Origin of the sequence: Agathobaculum desmolans ATCC 43058, from assembly GCF_000701665.1 — a bacterium.
GTDB classification, from domain to species: Bacteria; Bacillota; Clostridia; order Oscillospirales; family Butyricicoccaceae; genus Agathobaculum; species Agathobaculum desmolans.
The window spans coordinates 1-19,053 of record NZ_JNJN01000023.1; the positions used below are offsets into that span (position 1 = coordinate 1).

Sequence of the window (19,053 nt, forward strand, 5' to 3'; positions counted from 1 at the left end):
ATATTGTATTTGGCTACGATATCATCCACACTGCCAATTCCGCTAAGATACTCTTCAATGCAATGAATCTTAAATTCCTTGGAATACCTTCTGTTTCCACTTACAAAGGCTTCAATACCGTTCGCTTCGTACTTGGATATCCATCTATATATCTCGTCACGATTCATTCCATAAACATCTTGTAATTGAGAATAGGCAACCTTACCCGACTTATACGCTTCTATGATTTCTATTTTCTTCTCTGGAGTGAATTTTATTTTGCCCATAAAAAATCCTCCTAAAGTAGATTTTGGTTTTTTCCATGGTCTACTTTAGGAGGATCATATCAATACTCCTGCTTCGATTTGTTGAAAGCGTATTCGATTGGTTTTATGCCTCACTGCGCTTTACGAATTTGCTGCGCGGCGCGCGGCAGATCGGGCAGATATAGTCGTCCGGGATGTCCTCATCCAGACGGACATAGCCGCATACTGTGCACTTCCAGCCGGCATCGGCGGAGAGCTCGCGGTAAACCGGTGCGGCAGGCGGCACGGCCTTGCCGCGGTCTTCGAAGGCTTTTACAGTCAGGCAGTCGCCGTCCTGAAACAGTTCAGCGTCCAGCAGATCGCAGATAAACAGCGTGTAGGAGCCGATGGCGACGGTTTCTGTGATGCGCAGACTCAGGCGGGACAGCATGCCTTTCCGCAGGAAGGGACAGGTGTTGGTATCGGTTTCAAAGGGGAATGCAGCGAATTTATCAATGGTGCGCCCGGATTTATAGCCGAATTCATTGACGATCCGTTCCTCGGCATCCGAAGCCAGCAGCGTAACCGCAGCTACCCTGGTTTTTTTGAATGCTGCACAGGTGGCGGAATCGTTATTAAGGGATAACGTAAATTTGGGCGGCCGCGAGGACGTGACCTGATGCAGGGAGTTGATGATGCAGCCGAAGTTTTTGCCGCCATCCGAAGTGGAGACAAGCGCCATGCTGTAATCGAGTTTTTTATAAGCAGCATTATTCATAGGGTATCCTTTCCAGTGGGTGGATCGTAGAATGACTTGGTATACACTATCACTATACCACATGAAAGGGGAGTACGCTACGGCAGATTTCACAAAAAAGACAGGCAGTTTTGTGGATCAAAGCAGGTTCTTTAACGTGGGGCGCAGCATATCCGGCAGACTGCGCAGCTGGGCGAGCAGCTCTGCACGGTCGGTGATGCGGGCTTCGTCCGCGCCGTGCCGCTGCGCGGCGGTGATGCGGGCAAACAGGCGGTCGATCGGCTCAAGTGCGGTGTGCTGCAGCAGCCCGCCGAGGAGCGGCTGCGCCCGCTGCCATTCCGCCTGCGCAGCGTGCAGATCACCGGCTTCGATTTGCGTGGTGATTTGTGCAACCGCGGTATCGACAGCGCGGCAGCTCCATACGCTGCCGCCGGTCAGTGCGCCGCACAGCAGCAGGGCGATGATCAGGCGCTTCATTTACCGTCCTCCTTTCGCTGTATAAAACAGTTGCCGCAGTCATCCAGTGTCATCAGGAACACATCAGACAAAGGAATGCTGCGGTTGCGCAGCCGGTTTTCGATCTCCCGGGGAGCCAGATGCAGCAGCTCCAGCGAGCGGGGAACAAGCCGTCCGTCTGACACGACAACGAGCGGCAGACCTGTATCTTTGGGCTGCAGGGAGAGCATTTCGGCGGTAACCGGCTGCTGCTGCGGTTTCAGGATTACGCTCAGCGTACCATCCGGCTCGATGACGCCGTATTTCACATCGGCCACCGAAGCAATATTCTGCTTGCGCAGCGTTTCGATGATCTCGTCTGTGGTTAGACGCATCTGGCGGAGCTTGGGGATATCAAGCTGCCCGCTGCGGATGATGATGGCCGGCTGGCCGTTGAGAAGGCGGCGGAACCGGCGGCTTTTAAGTGCGATCCAGCTCAGCAGGATCTCCAGCACGATAAGCGCCGCAATCGGCACCAGCCCGGCCGCCATGGGGATGCCCAGCTCCTGCATGGGAACCGAGGCCAGATCGGATACAAGAATGGTCACAACCAGCTCGGAGGGGTCGAGTTCGCCGAGCTGCCGCTTTCCCATCAGGCGCACGGCAATTGTAACGGCAAAATATAAAATCAACGTGCGCAATAGGGGAACAGCCATATTTTCGCCTTCTTTCCTATCATTCTGCGTATAGTATGGCGGGAAAACGCCGCTTTATGCTTGGACAGGAATTTAACAAACTAATATGCGAAAAAATGTGTTGACATTCGCTATCCGTGGTTTTATAATATGATTACATTTTGAAATACAACAACAGGTGATGACCGGAAAAGTAGCGTCTGGAATCCGAAGAGAGAGCCGTCGGGCGGTGTGAGACGGTGGAGGAAGGAAGCGGCGAAAGTCTCCCGCGAGCCGAACGTCTGAAAAGGGATGAAATAGGGTCCTGTGTAAGGCGTTTCGCGTGATCTGCGTTACAGGATCAGGTGAGTGGTCGTGAACGGCTTGTGACGCACGGCAAAAAGAGTGGTACCGCAGAGTGATAGTCTTTGTCTCTTTGAAGAGGCAAGGGCTTTTTTTATTCGCCGGGGGCGGACGGACTGCGGTTTTACAATACAGCAAACAGGGAAAGGAGGCGGATTCGCATGGTAAAGAACGGTTCTGAGATTTTGGTGGAAACACTGGTAGAGCAGGGTGTCGATACGATTTTCGGCTATCCGGGCGGCGCAGTCCTCAATATCTATGATGCCCTTTACAAAAACAGCGACCGCATTCATCATATTTTAACAGCACATGAGCAGGGCGCCGCCCACGCGGCGGATGGCTATGCCCGCGCGACAGGGCGGGTTGGCGTATGCCTGGCTACAAGCGGGCCGGGTGCGACCAATCTGGTGACGGGCATTGCGACTGCGTACATGGATTCTATCCCGATGGTTGCCATCACCGGCAACGTCGGTACCAGCCTGATCGGGCGCGATTCCTTTCAGGAGGTTTACATCGCCGGTATCACCATGCCGATCACCAAGCACAATTTTGTCGTGCGCCATGTGGAGGAGCTGGCGGATATCGTCCGCGAAGCGTTCCGCATCGCGTCCTCCGGCCGGCCGGGGCCGGTGCTGATCGATATTCCCAAGGATATCACCAGTGCCGAGTGTGAATTTGTACCCGGGCATAAGGTCGAGCTGTGCAAGGTGTGCATGGCGACCGAGGAGCAGCTTCGAACGGTAGCCGGTATGATCGAGCAGGCCGAGCGCCCGATGATCTACTACGGCGGCGGTGTGGAAACCGCAGATGCCGGTGCGGCGCTGCTGGAGCTGATGAAAAAAGCGGATATTCCGTCAGCGCATACCATGATGGCCATTGGCTGCATTCCGGATACCGAGCCGCTCAGTCTGGGGCTGGTCGGTATGCACGGCACGGTATCCGCGGCATGGGCGGTGGAGCGGAGCGATCTGCTGATTTGCATCGGCGCACGCTTTTCCGACCGTGTGGCGACCAATCCGCGGCGGTTCGCCCCCAAGGCCAAGATCGTCCATATCGATATTGATGATGCCGAGATCAATAAGAACATCGGCGTAGAGTATGCGGTTGTCAGTGATGCCGATCAGTTTTTGCAGGCGCTGCTGCCTTACGTGCAGCCCGCCCAGCATACTGCATGGCGTGAGCAGATCGCAGAATGGCGGCGCAAGCTGGACTATGTGCCCAAGGATGACGATTCCGTCCTGAAGCCGCATCAGGTGATTGAGGTGGCCTCCGAGATGGCGGGCAGCGATGCGATTTTTGCAACCGATGTGGGACAGCATCAGCTGTGGGCGGCGCAGTACGGCGGCCGCCGCAGAATCCATCAGTTTATCACTTCGGGCGGTCTGGGTACAATGGGCTTTGGCTATGGCGCGGCAATCGGCGCACAGGTGGCCTGCCCGGATAAAACCGTGATCCATATCACGGGAGACGGCTCGTTCCATATGAACCTGAATGAACTGGTCACAACGGTGTCCTACGGGCTGCCGGTCATCACGCTGGTGATGAATAACCGGGTGCTCGGTATGGTGCGCCAGTGGCAGACCATGTTTTATGAAAAGCGTTACTCCTCGACCGATCCCGGCCGCAAGACCGACTATGTTAAGCTGGCAGAGGCATTCGGCGGACGCGGCTTCCGCGTGACCAACATCGCGGAGCTGCGCGCTGCGCTGGCAGATGCGCTGCAGCGCACCGGCCCGGTGGTGATCGACTGCGTGATCGACAAGGATGAGCGCGTACTGCCTATGATCCCGGCGGGCGGCACGGTCGATGACATCGTGGCGGACTGAAAGGAGGATGCAAGATGGAAAAATATATCCTTTCTGTTACCGTGCAGAATAATGCGGGCGTTTTGGCTCGTGTATCCAGCCTGTTCGGCCGACGCGGCTATAACATTGACTCGTTGACGGTTTCGGCTACTACCGATCCCCGGGTCTCCCGGATGTCGATCATTGTGCAGGGCGATCAGGCGATCCTCGAGCAGATCATCAAGCAGCTGCTGAAGCTGGAAGAGGTTATGCGGGTGGATCATCTGCTGGAGGAGGAATCCTGCTGCAGCGAGCTGGTATTTGTTAAGCTGCGTGCGGAAGACGGCGGCATGCGCGATGATATCCGGCAGCTTTGCAGCCTGTACGATGCGCGTATCGTGGAATCGGCAGAAAATTCTCTGATTGCAGAGCTTTCCGCTGTACCCAGCCGCATTGATGCGTTTCTCGATGTGATCTCCAACTTTGAAGTGCTGGAAATGAGCCGCTCGGGCGTGACCGCGATCGAGAAGTGATTTTCGGCGATTGATATGTTTACCTATTCCACTTTATATACTTTCAGGAGGTAATGAAAATGGTAAAGATGTATTATGATTCGGACTGCAATCTGTCCCTGCTGGACGGCAAAACCGTTGCGATCCTCGGCTTCGGGTCGCAGGGTCACGCGCACGCGATGAACCTGAAGGATTCGGGTGTGCATGTTGTGGTTGGTCTGCGCCCCGGCTCCAAGCACGAGGCCAAGGCCAAGGCTTACGGTCTTGAGGTTATGACCCCGGCGGAGGCTGCTGCAGCCGGTGATATCGTAATGATGCTGGTACCGGATGAAAAGCAGGCGGATATCTACAAGGAAGTTGTAGCGCCCAACCTCAAGCCCGGCAATGTATTGGCGTTTGCACACGGCTTCAATATCCATTTCAAGCAGATCGTTCCTCCTGCGGATGTGGACGTTATCATGATCGCGCCGAAGGGCCCGGGTCACACGGTTCGCTCCCAGTTCGTAGAGGGCGCAGGCGTTCCCGATCTGGTTTGCGTGGAGCAGGACGCTTCCGGTAAGGCAATGGACATTGCGCTGGCATATGCCTGCGGTATCGGCGGCGGCCGTGCGGGTATCCTTGAGTCCACCTTCAAAACCGAGACCGAGACCGACCTGTTCGGCGAGCAGGCTGTTCTGTGCGGCGGTGTTTGCGAACTGATGAAGGCCGGTTTTGAGACGCTGGTCGAGGCAGGCTATGCGCCGGAGAACGCATACTTTGAGTGCGTACACGAGATGAAGCTGATCGTTGACCTGATCAACGAGGGCGGCTTTGCCAAGATGCGCTATTCGATCTCGGATACCGCAGAGTACGGCGATTACCGCACCGGCAAGCGCATCATTACCGAGGAGACCCGCAAGGAGATGAAGAAGATCCTGCGCGAAATCCAGGACGGCACCTTTGCTTCCGAGTGGATTCAGGAGAACCGTGCGGGCGGCCGTGCGAAGTTCCTTGCCACCCGCGCACTCGAGGCAGATACCCAGCTGGAGGAGACCGGTAAGAAGCTGCGCAGCATGATGAGCTGGCTGAAAAAATAAAAACTTCGTTTGAAACGTACAGTTTCAAACGAGGGGACGTGTCGCGCATGGCGCGGACACGTCCGGGGCTGCGAAAAGTTCCGACAAGCGAAACTTTTCTCCGCTCTTGTATCAAAAGCACGGGCAAAGCTCGCACTTTTGATGAAAAATCCAGTATGCTGGATTTTTCTATTAAAATGCGCCTGCGGCGCAGCTTGACGGCAGGTGCAGACGATGAACAAACGCACAGGCGGGCGGGGGTTCCGCCCGCCTGTTCCGCAAAAAGGAGGAAATTTCCCGTGAAAAGAAGTGATAATATCACCGCCGGTGCGGAGCGCATGCCCAACCGTTCGCTGCTGCGTGCCTGCGGTCTGACGGAAGAGGAAATGAAAAAGCCGATCATCGGCGTTGTTTCCGCTTACAGCGAGATCATTCCGGGGCACATCAATCTGGATAAGATCGCGGATGCCGCCAAGGCGGGCGTGCGTGTTGCGGGCGGTACGCCGGTATTGGTACCGGCCATCGGCGTGTGCGACGGCATCGCCATGGGACACATCGGCATGAAGTACTCGCTGCCCAGCCGTGAGCTGATTGCGGACAGTGTGGAAACGCTGGCGCAGGCGCATCAGTTTGACGCGCTGGTGCTTATTCCCAACTGCGATAAGATCGTGCCCGGCATGCTGATGGCAGCGGCACGCCTTAACATTCCGTCCATCGTGGTATCCGGCGGCCCGATGCTGGCCGGTCACTACGATGGGGAGGAGATCTCGCTCTCCAAGACGTTTGAAACGGTCGGTGCATATAAGGCCGGTCTGATCGATGATGAAAAGCTGATGGAGTGTGAATGCGGTTCCTGTCCGGGGTGCGGCTCGTGCTCGGGTATGTACACCGCCAACTCGATGAACTGTCTCTCCGAGGCCATCGGCATGGCGCTGCCCGGCAACGGCACGATCCCGGCGGTGCATGCGGCGCGCATCCATCTGGCCAAGCACGCCGGTATGCAGATCATGGAGCTGCTGCGTCGTGACATCAAGCCGCGCGATATCCTGACGCCGGCGGCGTTCCGCAATGCGCTGACCTGTGAAATGGCGATCGGCTGTTCCACCAACTCGGTGCTGCATCTGCTGGCGCTGGCAAATGAGGCGGGCGTGCCGCTGGATCTGGCGACGCTCAACGAGCTTTCCGCCAAGGTGCCGAATATCTGCCATCTGGCGCCTGCCGGTTCGCATCATATTGAGGAGCTGTATATGGCAGGCGGCGTTCCGGCCATCATGAAGGAATTGACCAAACGCGACCTGCTTGACCTGTCGCTTATTACGGCAACGGGCAAAACGGTGGGTGAAAACCTTGCGGGCGTGGTCAACCGGAATACCGAGGTCGTGCGGCCGCTCGAAAGCCCGTATTCCGAAACCGGCGGCATCGCCGTGTTGTGGGGCAACATTGCAAAGAATGGCTGCGTTGTCAAGCGTTCGGCGGTGGCGCCTGAGATGATGGTGCACGAAGGCCCGGCGCGTGTGTTCGATTCCGAGGACGATGCGATTAAGGCTATCTACGCCGGCGAGATCCACAAGGGCGATGTGGTCGTGATCCGTTATGAAGGCCCGAAGGGCGGACCGGGTATGCGTGAAATGCTCAATCCGACCTCGGCGCTGGCCGGTATGAAGCTGGATAAGGACTGCGCCCTCATTACGGACGGCCGCTTTTCCGGTGCGTCCCGTGGTGCGTCCATCGGTCATGTGTCGCCCGAAGCAGCGTCCGGCGGTGAGATCGCGTTGGTGCAGGAGGGTGATATCATCGCAATCGACATTCCGGCAAGCAGTGTGAACGTTAAAATTTCCGATGAGGAGATGGAGGCGCGCCGTGCCGCCTTTGTGCCGCGTGAGCCGAACATCAAGACCGGCTGGCTGGCACGCTACGCACGTCAGGTCACTTCGGCCGATCAGGGCGCGGTGCTCCGGTAAAAAGTATGCGCGCCAGCGTAAATCGAACTGTGTTTGCAATACAGCGTATGAAAAGACCCCGAAACAGCGTTTCGGGGTCTTTTTGTTGCGGAGAAAATGGATGCGCTGTTCTCTGAATGAGGGCGTTTTTGCTGCTTTGCTTTTGGGGCTGACAGGTATGAACGCCATCGGCTACAATATGCATTGATAGAATTTGAAAAGTATGGTATACTAAATGCGATAAAGTATTATTTGCTTGTTAAATCTCTGTCAAGCTTGCGTACTTCAGGCTTCTTCAAATCCATGTACCAGTTTGCCCCTCATTTACCGAAAAGGATGGAGACACTAATTTCGCCGTTAGCCATAGCCTGTTTTGAAACGCCAAGGAAGTTCTATATTTTACAAAAATGTCCATATTCTTTTGGCCGGTATATTTTGTCCAATATATCAATGCCCTACTTTAAGTCCAACCTGCGGAGCGCCCTTCCGCACAGGATCGGATTGTTTTTTAGGCGGAACAGACCCGTCTCTCTTCTTGTGGACATACTGTAATTTTTATGGAATTTGAGATTTTCTATCTATACAGATTGTAAAAATACTGTTACAATTAAATAAAGATAAACTGTAAACAGGAATTGGGTGCAAATGCTCTGCGGAGAGCGCGCAGCTCGATTGATTGTTAGAAAGCGAGGGGAACTGTATGGAATTTCATGAACTGCTGGAGCAGATCGGGGTAGATGCACCGGCGACTGTGGCCAGATTGGGAGGAATGGAGTCGATTTTGAGACGCTTTATCTTAAAATTTCCACAGGATCCGACCTTCAGTGCTTTGGCTCAGGCCTATGACATTCGCGACATGAAGGCGCTGGAACGCCATGTTCACACGCTGAAGGGGCTGACTGCCAATCTGGGCATCGAGCCGTTGCGCCAGCTGTCTGCCGAATATCTGGAGCAGATCAGAAACGCTGTGCCCCCCGGTGAGCTGACAACTTATCAACGCCAACTCACTCAGGAGTACCGCAGGGTCACTCAGAGTATCACCCAGTTCTTAGCGGAACAAACCGGTTGAAAGAAGGAGCACAGATGAAAAAAATCATGATCGTAGACGACGATGTGACCAGTGTGGCCATCGTTAAGGCTCTGCTGGAGCCGGAATTTGAGGTGGTCAGCGCCAATACTGGGGTGGAGGCCTTGGGCGAGCTTCAGCGTTCGCCGGATCTGAATCTGATCCTGTTGGATATGGTGATGCCGGGCGTCAGCGGCATGGATCTGCTCAAGGTGTTGAAAAAATCTCAAAACTGGTCCAATATATCTGTGATCTTCCTGACCAGCTTAGAGGGAGTGGATATCGAACTGGAGGGCTTTACCAACGGAGCGTCAGACTTTCTTCAGAAACCCGTGAATGCAGAGCTGCTGCGGCTGAAGATCAAGCGCCAGCTGTTTATTCAGGATCTGAAGGCGGAGAACCAGCACCTGCAAAAAACCTTGCAGACGCTGCACAGCCGGATCGACCAGATATTCAACGAGGTTCTGTCGTGAGCATTCTTTGATGCTCACTGCCCGGTAAGCAGGTCGATAAAAAGACGATGCGCCTGACTCTGTATCCAGAGATATGCGCGTTGAAAAGCTTCACATCCGATGGGAAAACAGTGAGGCAGGAAGGATTGTTTATGAATCAGAATCAAGACAGAGGGATCGATGCACTCCACGGAGGCCTTGCCGTCTATGACAGGTCTACGGATAGATTTGTGTTTCGGTATTGCTCTGATACGCTTGTAAAGCTGACCTGCGGCGATCGGTCGGAATTTGAAGCGTTTACCCATGGGGACGCCTTGCAGATCGTTTGTGAGTGTGACCGGGAGCAGGTGGAACAAGCCTTGCGCACGGCACGGGAAAAGCATACAGAGCTGAGCGCATATTTTTGGCTGAAAGGAAGAAGCGGTTACCTGATCTGGTGTCAACTGGCGGGGTGGCCGTCTGGAGAGGATTTTCTGGTGCTGTTCTTCGGGCTGTCTCCGGAGATTCAGCTGTTCCAAAATATTGCCGGCGAAACGGCGGATGATATCTACGTGATTGCTTCGAAAAGCTATGATCTTTTATGCCAACGGCCTAAAGCGCAAAGGGGAGACGGAAAAAACATTCCCATCCGGGAAATGCTATGCGGTATTGCACGGCAAAACATCGCCATGTGAGTTTTGCTCTTTACATTCCAGCGACTCCGCTCAGCCGGAAGATACAACGATATACGAGCTGCACGGGCGAACCTATGCGACGAGAACCCGGGAGACAGACTGGAATGGAACCCCTGCGTATATAAAATACGTACGCGATATAACGGAGGAGCTTGAAGCGCGAAAGGCGAAGACGCGGCTTGAACAGTATTTTCAGACCGCAGTAAAATATCTTCCCGGCGGCATGGCTGTGATACGCCATGATGCAGATGGAAGCATCAAACCGGAGTATCTCTCAGAAGGCTTTTCAGAAATGCTGGATATGTCTCCCGAGGACGCTTGGGCTATGTATCAGGGGAGCGCCCTTGCCGGCGTGCATCCGGACGATCAGGCGTTCGTTCAGGAGAATCTGGAGCGCTGTATCAGCGAAAAGCGCGAGAAATATGAGCTTGAGTATCGGCTGCAAAAGGGCGATGGGAAGTATATCTGGGTCAAGACTAAGGTATCCGTCATTCAGGGTGACGGCGACTGTGTAAGAGTCTATGCCAATTATCACGATGTGACCGCAGAAAAAAGGTCAAGGAGCAGCTGCGCCAGCAGTATCAGGAGCAGATCTATCAGCACTACCAGCTGGCTGGGCCGGACGCCTTGATCCTTGGACACTGCAACATCACGAAAAATCAGATTCTTGAGATCGTGGACCACACAGACTCCGATCTTCTTTCCATATTTGGCTCGGAACGTGAAAACTTTTTCACCGGACTGGGAACACTGATCACCGATCCTGCGGAGCGGGAGTTATTTTATTCCAAATATCTCAATGAGCCCTCTCGGAGAGCTTATGCCGCCGGTGACAGGGAGGTCGTCATGCCCTGCTTCATTGCTCTCCCGAAGCAGCGCGCCGGGAAATATGTCCAATTTAATGTGCGCTTAGTGGAAACACCGGATACAGGGGATATCACCGGTATCCTGACTGTGACAGACATCACAAAGAAGGCGATCCGAGATAAGATATTTTTAATGCTGTCCTCTACGAAGTACGACTTGGTGGCTGATGTGGATCTTCTGGCCGGCCGGTATGAGATCGTAAGCGGCGGAGATGACAACATTCCAGAGATGTCAGGGTGTTATTCTGAGCGTATCCGGAAGGTAGTGAAAGAAACACTTGTCAAGGGATGGGGAGAAGACGGATATGTAGAAAATATGCTTGATCCCACCATGATGCTGGAACGGTTAAAGGTGCAGGGCAGTTATTCATTCATCTATTCTCTTCATAATGCCGCTGGTGAGATCCGGACCAAGAAAATGACGATTTCAGCCATTGATCTGCGGCTCGGGCGGGTCTGCATCATCCGGGCGGATGTGACAGATGTTTTGAACGCAGAGCGAAAGGCGAAGGAAGAACTTGAACGAGCACTGCGCGAAGCTGAAAACGCGAGTAAAGTGAAAAGCGATTTTCTCTCCTCCATGAGCCACGACATCCGTACCCCCATGAATGCGATCGTCGGTATGACGACCTTGGCGCTTGCGAATCTGGATAACACGGACAAACTGGAGGATTATTTGTACAAGATATCTGTGTCCTCCCAGCATTTGCTCAGCCTGATCAATGACATTCTGGATATGAGCCAGATCGAGCAATCTAAAATACATCTGAACCTTCAGGCTATCCGCATTGAGGAACTGCTCGGAAACATATCTTCTATTATGACCACGCAGGCAGAAAGTATGGGGCTTTGCTTCAACATTGAGACAGGCGTGTTCCGACATAGCAGGTTTACCGGTGATGCGCTGAGAATTAAGCAAATCTTAATCAATCTTCTGAGCAACGCATTCAAATTCACACTGGAGGGCGGAACGGTCACCTTCCGTATTGAGGAACTTGGCGCAGAGAACGGTGAACGTGTACGCTACCGGTTTACCGTTCAGGATACAGGGATCGGTATTAGTGATAAATTACTCAGCCGGCTGTTTGAGCCATTCAACCGGAGTGAAAAGGTATCCAAGGTAGAGGGAACCGGCTTGGGATTGAGTATCACCAAGGGACTGGTTGATTTGATGGGCGGTACGATCCAAGTAGAAAGCAAACAGGAACAGGGAACCAAGTTTGAGGTCGAGCTTGAATTTGACGCGCTCCTTGAACAGGAGCAGCAGCCCCGGAATGTACATGTTGAGGTGGAATCTGGTGATTTGTCCGGCTATCATTTTCTGCTGGTAGAGGATAATGAGATCAATTCTGAAATACTGGGAGAGCTGCTGCAGATGTGGGGCGCCACATTTACGCTTGTGTGTAACGGACTTCAGGCGGTTAACGAGTTCAATCAGTCTGAGCCGGAAACATATGATGCAATTTTCATGGATATACAGATGCCGGTGATGAATGGTTATGAAGCAACAAGAGAAATCCGAAAGCTTGCGCATCCGGACGCTGCATCTATCCCCATTTTTGCAATGACGGCAAATGCATTTGCGCAGGATGTGCGTAACGCTTTGGAGGCTGGAATGAATGCTCACATCTCGAAGCCAGTGGAGATGGATCTGCTGTATAGTACAGTGTCGAAATATTTGAAGAAGAAAACCGATCCGCCTCAGGATTAAGAGCGAAAATCATGCGTTTGTTGCGTTTGTATAACTGCTGTGGAGCAGCAAATCGTAAATTGCAGCGCTGTATTACCATCAGAATAAGAACAGCAAAAGGAGATGGATGTCCATCTCCTTTTGTGCAGTCTGCAGAAAAAAGCCTGATGGTTTTCTTGCATGCTATGCCCCTCCGGAACCTTTCGCCAGCAGGCTGGATGACAGCTTCAAACGAAAAGGATTTGTTACAGAATATTTTTTAAGCGGGAGGGCTGCTTTTCGTGCTTGTGCCTTGGGATAAAGTCTGCTATACTGATAATAAATGAAAAAAAGGTGGAACGATCATGCTTTCAGCTGCGAAAAAGGAATTTATCGAATTTATGATGAGCGCAGATGTATTGCGTTTTGGTGATTTTACGACTAAATCCGGACGCAAGACCCCGTATTTTGTCAACACCGGCAATTACAAGACCGGATTGCAGAATTCCCGTCTGGGCGAGTTTTATGCGGCGCTTGTTAAAGAGACCATCGGGGATGCGTTTGATGCGATGTTCGGCCCGGCCTATAAAGGCATCCCGCTGGCAACCTCGGTGTCCGGCGCACTTGCCCGTAATTACGGCATCGACAAGCCATTTTTCTTCAACCGTAAGGAAGCGAAGGATCACGGCGAGGGCGGCAGCATTGTCGGCTACAAGCCGGTAGACGGTGACCGTGTGATCATCATTGAGGATGTGATCACCGCAGGCACGGCAATCCGCGAAACCATGCCGGTGCTGCAGTCCTGCGCGAATGTAAAGGTGACTGATATGTTCATTTCGGTTAACCGTTGTGAGGTTGGACAGACCCCGGGCAAGACTGCGGTGATGGAGGTCGGTGAAGCGTTCGGTATCAAGGTGCATGCGCTGGTTACCGTGCAGGATATCCGCGAATATCTGGCGGATAAGGAAGAATATGCGCATCTGCTGCCGCTGATGGATGCTTATATGGCGCAGTATTGCGTATTTTAAGAACCGGGTCGGAATGCATCGATTCGATCAAGATGACGGCGCAAAGCTGCGGCATGCACGATGGCGTAAAGAAGTATGATAAAAACGCTCTGCGGTAAGCAGAGCGTTTTTTGTTACAGCGTTTGCAGAAACTTGCGCATGCGGAAGCAGGCCTCCCGCAGATGGTTCATGGAATAGGAATAAGAGATCCGCACGTGTCCCTCGCCGCTTTGACCGAATGCGTTGCCGGGAACCACTGCGACCTGCTGCTCGCGCAGCAGCCGTTCGCAGAATTCTTCGGAGGACAGCCCGGTTGAAGTAATGGAGGGGAACATGTAAAAGGCGCCCTTTGGCTCAAAACAGTCCAGCCCCATATCGCGCAGCTCGCCAAGCAGGTAGCGGCGGCGGATGTCGTACTGAGAGCGCATGCGCTCGATGTCATCTTCGCCGGTGCGGATGGCTTCGATGCCGGCGAACTGTGCGGTGGTCGGAGCTGACATGATGCCGAATTGGTGGATCTTGCACACGTGGCGCATCAGCTCGCGGGGACCCATGGCCCAGCCCAAACGCCAACCGGTCATCGCATAGGATTTGGAAAAGCCATCCACCACAATGGTACGCTCCTTCATGCCGGGCAGTTCTGCGAAGCAGACATGCGGCGCACTGCCGTAGGTCAGGCTGCAGTAGATCTCATCGGACAGAATGGCGATGTTGGTCTCACGGATCACGGCGGCGATGGCTTCCAGCTCCTCGCGCGTCATGATCGCGCCGGTGGGGTTGTTGGGGTAGGGCAGGATCAGCAGCTTGGTGCGCGGCGTAATAGCGGCGCGCAGGCAGTCGGGCGTGAGCTTGAATTCATCCTCTACCCGGGTGGGCAGCGGAACCGGTATGCCGCCTGCCATCTGCGTCAGCGGGGTGTAGCAGACAAAGCTCGGCTCGGGGATCAGAACTTCGTCACCGGGATTGACCAGCGCACGGATGGCGTTGTCGATCGCTTCGGAGCCGCCGACAGTGACGAGGATCTCTTTGTCCGCATCGTAGCACAGTTGGTACTTGCGGCGGGTCAGCGCAGCGATCTGGCTGCGCAGTTCGGCAAGACCCCAGTTGGAAGTATAAAAGGTTTGTCCCTTTTCCAGTGAGCGGATGCCCGCGCGGCGGATCTGCCATGGGGTATCAAAATCCGGCTCGCCGACGCCGAGCGAGATTGCCTCCGGCATCGTGGCAACCACGTCAAAAAACTTTCGGATCCCCGAAGGTTTGACGCTTTGCACACGGTCGGAAAGAAGGTGTTCGTAATCTACCATGCGATCGTGACCTCTCTTTTATCGTTATCTGAGGGGTCGAATTCCACGCCGTAATCCTTGTATTTTTTCAAGATAAAATGCGTGCCGGTGGAGAGTACGTTCTCCATCGGGGCAAGCTGTTCGGATACAAAACGGGCGACTTCGCGCATCGAGCGATCTTTAATGATAACGGTCAGGTCAAAGCCGCCGCTCATTAGATAAACGCTTTCCACCTGATGGTGGGAGTAGATCTGGCGGGCGATCTCATCAAAGCCCATGCCTTTCTGAGGGGTGATCTTGACTTCGATCAGCGCGGTAACGCTTTCCTTGGCAGTTTTATCCCAGTCGATTACGGTTTTATAGCCGAGAATCGTGGAGTTGCGTTCAAAGGCGCGGATGGCCTCGGACACTTCCTGTTCGCTGGCGCCGGTCATGGCGGCAAGCTGTGCGTGGGTCAGGCGAGCGTCCTGGCTGAGCAGGTCGAGCAATTTCTCGGGATGTTCCATCATAACGGCCTCCTGTTTGATAAATGAAATCAGGTTTATTATACACCTTAGGCGGGCGGTTTGTCCACAGCCGAATGTAGGGGAATCGGTGCCTTCCCATGCGGCAGCGCGGTCGGCTGTGTGCAGAGATGGACGGACCGGCACCCCAACATTTTGCGTAGGTACTGCGGGAAACGGCAAAATCCTGTTGCGCGAAACAGCAAAACGCGGTACAATGATAAGCAGAAAGGTGGTGCCCGTTTTCATGGCATTCACAGGCTTTTCTGCGGCGGGGATCGACCTGCTGCAGCTCAACCGCCTGCAAAACAGCAAGGAATTTTATGATGCCCATAAGGATGAAATCAAGCGTCTGGCGATTCAGCCGTTTTATGATCTGATCGAGGAGATCACGCCGGCAATGTTGGAGATCGATCCGCAGTTTGTCGTTACCCCCGCGCGCATGGTATCGCGTGTGCGGCGGGATACCCGCTATACCAAGGACAAAACCCTGTACCGCGCCAATCTGTGGCTGTTTTTCCGCCGGCCGCGGCGGGAGCGCGAGTCGGTTCCGTGCTATTATTTTGAAGTGCATCCCGCCTTTTGGCGTTACGGCTGCTGGGGCGCGTGGGGCACGGGCGAAATGCAGGCGCTCCGTGAAATGATCCTGCGGGAGGATCGCCTGTTCCTCGAAGCCTACCGTGCGGTCAATGCCTGCCCGCAAGTGCAGATCGACGGCGAGCTGTATAAGCGTCCCAAATATCCGGATGCGAATCCGGCGTATCAAAGCTGGCTTAACCGCAAGGAGATCGGCGCGGATTTTCGGGAAACCGAGGATTTTGCCCCGCTGCTGGATGGTTCATTCGTTCCGGAAATGGTGCGCACGATGCAGCAGCTTGCGCCGTTTTACCGGCTGCTGCTGGCGGCAAAGGAGCGCGCGGCAGCCGCTGCGCGGGAGGCATTGTCATGAGATATCTTGCATTGGATTTTGAGACCGGGAATGCTTCGCCACTCAGCGCATGTGCGCTTGGCATCAGTGTTTTCGAGGATGATGTACTGGTGCACGAGCAGGTTTCGCTGATCAAGCCGCCGGCAGGAGCGGGCAAGTTCCATTGGGGAAATGTCCGGGTCAATCATATTAAGGAAAGCATGGTGGCGGATGCACCGGCGTTTGATGCCGTTTGGCGCACGGTGGCGGATCAGGCTGAGGGCAGTGTGCTGGTCTGTCATAACGCGATGTTTGATACCGGCGTACTGAACGCCTGTCTGGCGCACTATCATCTGCCGGTGCCGTCCTGCCGCTTTGTCTGCACGGTTAAGGTGGCGCGGCGGGTTTGGCCGAAACTGGAGAATCATAAACTGGACACCGTATCCGCAGCACTGGGGATCCCGCTCGATCACCACGAGGCCGGATCGGATGCCCGCGCGGCGGGACTGATCCTGCAGGCGGCGCTGCGTGAAACCGGATGCCGCGATGCGGATGCGCTTGCAGTGCGGATCGGGATGCAGCTTGGCCGCATGTCGTGCATGGGCATGGTGCCGTGCAGTATTGCAAAGGAAAACCGGGGCGGGAAGTCCGCCCGTTCATCCCTTCTGATCAATCAAAAAGGAGAGAGCATATCATGAAAAATTATCTGGAAAACATCGACCGTGAGGCACTGCGCGCCCGTGCAGAACAGATGCTGCGCTATGCAGATGGTGCACGCAGTCAGGCGAGCCGCTGGGCCGATTATTCGGTAACCAAGGCGCAGACCTTTTCCCTGTTTGATTTTGCCGTTTTGAAGGTGTGTCTGCTGTCGCTGGGCGTATGGCTGGGCGCATGCTTTTCGCGGTTTTTCAAAAAATTCCGCGGCATACTGTTTGTAGCTTTCACGGCAAGCTGGCTGTATCTGTTCTGGCGCGTATTCTTTGATGACGATGAGGAATAAGCCCCCGGCAGACAGTTAACCAGCGAGAGGAGTGTCTTTGTGCAGGATCCGGACCAGCAGAATAAAATAAAATTCCGCGATCGGCCCCATTATTTTCAATGGGGTCTGACCGCGTTTTGTGTGATCGTACTGAGCGTTATTGTGGTGTTTTTGCTGCAATGGCTGCCCGGAATATGGAAGGTTTTCAAAAAGCTTCTGCGCATACTCAGCCCCTTTATTTACGGCTTTGTGATGGCGTATTTGCTGATGCCTGTTTTCAACGGCTTGTACCGGCGGCTGCAGCCGCGGCTGTCGCAGCGGATGAAAAACGGTACCCGTATTGCTAAGGGCTTGAGCAGCATCCTGACCCTGCTGATCGGTATTGCAGTGGTTGGCATTTTGTTGTGGATGGTGCTGCCGCAGCTGGTTGTCAGCATATTCTCTCTGCTTGAATCCATGGACAGCTATCTGGATGAAATATCGGGTTGGGTAGCTGCCCTGCTCAAGGATAATCCGGTCATTGAGCGCAACTTTATGCAGATTTATGACCAGTTTTCGCGGCAGGTTATCGACTGGGTGCAGAATATTGCGCTGCCGCAGTTGGTCGCCCTGATGACCGGCGTGGTGACCACGGTTTCCGTGCTGATGGATCTGCTGATTGGTGTAATTATTGCGCTGTATATCCTGAACAGCAAGGATACGTTTTGCGCGCAGGCGAAAAAGCTGACTTACAGCCTGTTTTCGGTTCGGCGCGCCAACCGCATTATGAGCCGGGTCAATTATATTCATCGGGTATTCGGCGGCTTTATCACCGGTAAGCTGATCGATTCGCTCATCATCGGCGTGATCTGCTTTGTAGGGCTGCGGATGATGATCGGCTTTGGTTTGATGACGATGGATCAGTCCTTTGCGCTGCTGATCTCTGTTATCATCGGTGTGACCAATATCATACCGTTTTTCGGGCCGTTTATCGGTGCGATACCGAGCACGATCCTGATCATGGTGATCAGCCCGGTGCAGGCATTGTATTTTGTGATCTTCATTCTGGCGCTGCAGCAGTTTGACGGCAATATCCTCGGCCCTAAGATTTTGGGCAATTCGACCGGCTTGTCCAGCTTTTGGGTCATGTTTGCGATTTTGCTGTTCGGCGGTGTGTTTGGTTTTGCCGGCATGGCGGTGGGTGTGCCGTTGTTTGCGGTACTGTACAGCATGGTGACAGAGGGGATCAATTATCTGCTGGAAAAACGCGGTTTGTCGCAGGATACGAACGACTACCGCGGCAAGAGCCGGATCGATCCGGAAACGCATCACTTTGTTGAGGTGCGTGAGGAAGCGCCTCCGGTTTCAGCCAAAGAGCGTCGGCGCGCGGCGGAAAAGGCGCGTGCCGCGCAGCAGGAGGAAAAGAAAAAGGACTGACCCGCGGGTCAGTCCTTTTTATGTCTATGGGTTCGCGGTCGGGGCGGCTGTCATGGCATCGAGCACATTGATCAAGTCCTGCGCGTTTTGCAGGCGATGGTACTCGCATACCAGATAGTCCTTTCCGAGCACAAAATGCAGCGGCTGCTCATCATAGAGCACATCAATCTCGTATAGCATATCGCCTAACGTGTAGCTGCTCTGATAAACCGGCAGGCGGGTGGCTTTGCAGGATGTAAGCTGCCGGATCAGCGTATCGGGGTCGATTCTGTCAGTGATATTTTCGTATGTCAGGGTGTTTTCAGCATCCTGTTCCGTACGCCGGATCATGGAGATATGCAGCAGCTCCGGCTGCGGAGCGACCGGATAGGGCGTGTAAAAATACGCTGCCGCGCCGCTGCACAGGAGGGCAGCGCACAGCAGGATCGTGAGCAGCTTCCGTTTGTTCATATCGGTACACTCCTTTCCCGTGGAAGGGGGATCCATA

Annotated in this window: 22 protein-coding genes and 1 other annotated feature; of the genes, 15 read left to right on the forward strand and 7 right to left on the reverse strand. The window is 54.1% G+C overall.

The features are described from left to right. The 4 genes from T363_RS0107255 to T363_RS0107270 all read right to left on the reverse strand — a co-directional run. The coding region (locus T363_RS0107255; protein ID WP_031474647.1) for a helix-turn-helix domain-containing protein at positions 1-266 on the reverse strand (266 nt) is incomplete at its 3' end. A gap of 103 nt (positions 267-369) precedes the next feature. Then, the gene (locus tag T363_RS0107260; RefSeq protein WP_031474649.1) at positions 370-1,002 is read right to left on the reverse strand and encodes a flavin reductase; all 633 of its coding nucleotides are present in this window, start codon (positions 1,000-1,002) and stop codon (positions 370-372) included. Positions 1,003-1,119: 117 nt separating this feature from the next. Further along, entirely contained in the window at positions 1,120-1,458 is a 339-nt protein-coding gene (locus T363_RS0107265; RefSeq protein ID WP_031474651.1) for a DUF4363 family protein, read from the reverse strand. Beyond that, positions 1,455-2,132 (reverse strand): DUF421 domain-containing protein, encoded by a 678-nt coding sequence (locus tag T363_RS0107270; protein ID WP_031474653.1) that lies wholly within the window; start codon positions 2,130-2,132, stop codon positions 1,455-1,457. Before T363_RS0107270 ends, T363_RS0107265 begins: the two co-directional genes overlap by 4 nt. 151 nt (positions 2,133-2,283) lie before the next feature. Further along, positions 2,284-2,529: a binding site (T-box leader), on the forward strand. 85 nt (positions 2,530-2,614) lie between these two features. Between T363_RS0107270 and ilvB the strand changes: the two genes are divergently transcribed. The 11 genes from ilvB to pyrE all read left to right on the forward strand — a co-directional run bounded on the left by ilvB (position 2,615) and on the right by pyrE (position 13,499). Then, entirely contained in the window at positions 2,615-4,279 is a 1,665-nt protein-coding gene (gene ilvB, locus T363_RS0107275) for a biosynthetic-type acetolactate synthase large subunit (RefSeq protein ID WP_031474655.1), read from the forward strand. A gap of 14 nt (positions 4,280-4,293) precedes the next feature. After that, the gene (gene ilvN, locus T363_RS0107280) at positions 4,294-4,770 is read left to right on the forward strand and encodes an acetolactate synthase small subunit (RefSeq protein WP_031474656.1); all 477 of its coding nucleotides are present in this window, start codon (positions 4,294-4,296) and stop codon (positions 4,768-4,770) included. A gap of 59 nt (positions 4,771-4,829) precedes the next feature. Then, entirely contained in the window at positions 4,830-5,825 is a 996-nt protein-coding gene (gene ilvC / locus T363_RS0107285; RefSeq protein ID WP_031474658.1) for a ketol-acid reductoisomerase, read from the forward strand. Between the two features lie 278 nt (positions 5,826-6,103). After that, positions 6,104-7,765, forward strand: a complete 1,662-nt coding sequence (ilvD, locus tag T363_RS0107290) for a dihydroxy-acid dehydratase (RefSeq protein WP_031474660.1) — start codon at positions 6,104-6,106, stop codon at positions 7,763-7,765. A gap of 679 nt (positions 7,766-8,444) precedes the next feature. Further along, positions 8,445-8,813 carry an Hpt domain-containing protein gene (locus T363_RS0107300; protein ID WP_051643155.1) on the forward strand — a complete coding sequence of 123 codons (369 nt, stop codon included), beginning with the start codon at positions 8,445-8,447 and terminating at the stop codon, positions 8,811-8,813. Positions 8,814-8,827: 14 nt separating this feature from the next. Continuing rightward, the gene (locus tag T363_RS0107305; RefSeq protein WP_031474664.1) at positions 8,828-9,283 is read left to right on the forward strand and encodes a response regulator; all 456 of its coding nucleotides are present in this window, start codon (positions 8,828-8,830) and stop codon (positions 9,281-9,283) included. 131 nt (positions 9,284-9,414) lie between these two features. Next, a complete protein-coding gene (locus T363_RS16025) occupies positions 9,415-9,936 on the forward strand; it encodes a hypothetical protein (protein WP_051643156.1) in 522 nt (173 codons plus the stop codon). Further along, positions 9,833-10,567: a PAS domain-containing protein gene (locus tag T363_RS16715; protein WP_078096955.1), complete on the forward strand. Its 735-nt coding sequence runs from the start codon at positions 9,833-9,835 to the stop codon at positions 10,565-10,567. Before T363_RS16025 ends, T363_RS16715 begins: the two co-directional genes overlap by 104 nt. Positions 10,568-10,782: 215 nt before the next feature. Then, entirely contained in the window at positions 10,783-12,513 is a 1,731-nt protein-coding gene (locus T363_RS15110) for an ATP-binding protein (RefSeq protein WP_154658766.1), read from the forward strand. 11 nt (positions 12,514-12,524) lie between these two features. Beyond that, positions 12,525-12,755, forward strand: a complete 231-nt coding sequence (locus T363_RS16255) for a hypothetical protein (protein ID WP_161645952.1) — start codon at positions 12,525-12,527, stop codon at positions 12,753-12,755. A gap of 81 nt (positions 12,756-12,836) precedes the next feature. Further along, entirely contained in the window at positions 12,837-13,499 is a 663-nt protein-coding gene (gene pyrE, locus T363_RS0107315; protein WP_031474666.1) for an orotate phosphoribosyltransferase, read from the forward strand. Positions 13,500-13,612: 113 nt separating this feature from the next. Here pyrE and T363_RS0107320 read toward each other — a convergent pair whose 3' ends face one another. Next, positions 13,613-14,782: a pyridoxal phosphate-dependent aminotransferase gene (locus tag T363_RS0107320; RefSeq protein WP_031474668.1), complete on the reverse strand. Its 1,170-nt coding sequence runs from the start codon at positions 14,780-14,782 to the stop codon at positions 13,613-13,615. Then, entirely contained in the window at positions 14,776-15,267 is a 492-nt protein-coding gene (locus T363_RS0107325; protein ID WP_034971954.1) for an Lrp/AsnC family transcriptional regulator, read from the reverse strand. The genes T363_RS0107320 and T363_RS0107325 overlap by 7 nt, the downstream gene beginning before the upstream one ends. 244 nt (positions 15,268-15,511) lie before the next feature. Here T363_RS0107325 and T363_RS0107330 point away from each other — a divergent pair, with 244 nt between their 5' ends. Genes T363_RS0107330 through T363_RS0107345 form a run of 4 tightly spaced genes read left to right on the forward strand, consistent with a single transcriptional unit; the run spans position 15,512 to position 18,566 of the window. Continuing rightward, positions 15,512-16,213 carry a DUF2461 domain-containing protein gene (locus tag T363_RS0107330; RefSeq protein ID WP_051643159.1) on the forward strand — a complete coding sequence of 234 codons (702 nt, stop codon included), beginning with the start codon at positions 15,512-15,514 and terminating at the stop codon, positions 16,211-16,213. Further along, on the forward strand, positions 16,210-16,869 hold the full coding sequence (locus tag T363_RS0107335; protein WP_051643160.1) for a 3'-5' exonuclease: 660 nt from the start codon (positions 16,210-16,212) through the stop codon (positions 16,867-16,869). Before T363_RS0107330 ends, T363_RS0107335 begins: the two co-directional genes overlap by 4 nt. Further along, positions 16,866-17,171 (forward strand): hypothetical protein, encoded by a 306-nt coding sequence (locus T363_RS0107340; protein WP_031474676.1) that lies wholly within the window; start codon positions 16,866-16,868, stop codon positions 17,169-17,171. Before T363_RS0107335 ends, T363_RS0107340 begins: the two co-directional genes overlap by 4 nt. 39 nt (positions 17,172-17,210) lie before the next feature. After that, complete coding sequence (locus tag T363_RS0107345; protein WP_051643161.1) at positions 17,211-18,566, forward strand: AI-2E family transporter; 1,356 nt, start codon at positions 17,211-17,213, stop codon at positions 18,564-18,566. 24 nt (positions 18,567-18,590) lie between these two features. Here the strand turns inward: T363_RS0107345 and T363_RS0107350 are convergent, their stop codons facing one another. Further along, positions 18,591-19,016 (reverse strand): hypothetical protein, encoded by a 426-nt coding sequence (locus tag T363_RS0107350; protein ID WP_031474680.1) that lies wholly within the window; start codon positions 19,014-19,016, stop codon positions 18,591-18,593. Between the last annotated feature and the right edge of the window lie 37 nt (positions 19,017-19,053).

Coding starts and splice junctions, on each gene's coding strand:
- T363_RS0107260 (WP_031474649.1), bottom strand. CDS start 1,002: ATGAATAATGCTGCTTATAAAAAACTCGATTACAGCATGGCGCTTGTC.
- T363_RS0107265 (WP_031474651.1), bottom strand. CDS start 1,458: ATGAAGCGCCTGATCATCGCCCTGCTGCTGTGCGGCGCACTGACCGGC.
- T363_RS0107270 (WP_031474653.1), bottom strand. CDS start 2,132: ATGGCTGTTCCCCTATTGCGCACGTTGATTTTATATTTTGCCGTTACA.
- ilvB (WP_031474655.1), top strand. CDS start 2,615: ATGGTAAAGAACGGTTCTGAGATTTTGGTGGAAACACTGGTAGAGCAG.
- ilvN (WP_031474656.1), top strand. CDS start 4,294: ATGGAAAAATATATCCTTTCTGTTACCGTGCAGAATAATGCGGGCGTT.
- ilvC (WP_031474658.1), top strand. CDS start 4,830: ATGGTAAAGATGTATTATGATTCGGACTGCAATCTGTCCCTGCTGGAC.
- T363_RS0107300 (WP_051643155.1), top strand. CDS start 8,445: ATGGAATTTCATGAACTGCTGGAGCAGATCGGGGTAGATGCACCGGCG.
- T363_RS0107305 (WP_031474664.1), top strand. CDS start 8,828: ATGAAAAAAATCATGATCGTAGACGACGATGTGACCAGTGTGGCCATC.
- T363_RS16025 (WP_051643156.1), top strand. CDS start 9,415: ATGAATCAGAATCAAGACAGAGGGATCGATGCACTCCACGGAGGCCTT.
- T363_RS16715 (WP_078096955.1), top strand. CDS start 9,833: ATGATCTTTTATGCCAACGGCCTAAAGCGCAAAGGGGAGACGGAAAAA.
- T363_RS15110 (WP_154658766.1), top strand. CDS start 10,783: ATGCCCTGCTTCATTGCTCTCCCGAAGCAGCGCGCCGGGAAATATGTC.
- T363_RS16255 (WP_161645952.1), top strand. CDS start 12,525: ATGCGTTTGTTGCGTTTGTATAACTGCTGTGGAGCAGCAAATCGTAAA.
- pyrE (WP_031474666.1), top strand. CDS start 12,837: ATGCTTTCAGCTGCGAAAAAGGAATTTATCGAATTTATGATGAGCGCA.
- T363_RS0107320 (WP_031474668.1), bottom strand. CDS start 14,782: ATGGTAGATTACGAACACCTTCTTTCCGACCGTGTGCAAAGCGTCAAA.
- T363_RS0107325 (WP_034971954.1), bottom strand. CDS start 15,267: ATGGAACATCCCGAGAAATTGCTCGACCTGCTCAGCCAGGACGCTCGC.
- T363_RS0107330 (WP_051643159.1), top strand. CDS start 15,512: ATGGCATTCACAGGCTTTTCTGCGGCGGGGATCGACCTGCTGCAGCTC.
- T363_RS0107335 (WP_051643160.1), top strand. CDS start 16,210: ATGAGATATCTTGCATTGGATTTTGAGACCGGGAATGCTTCGCCACTC.
- T363_RS0107340 (WP_031474676.1), top strand. CDS start 16,866: ATGAAAAATTATCTGGAAAACATCGACCGTGAGGCACTGCGCGCCCGT.
- T363_RS0107350 (WP_031474680.1), bottom strand. CDS start 19,016: ATGAACAAACGGAAGCTGCTCACGATCCTGCTGTGCGCTGCCCTCCTG.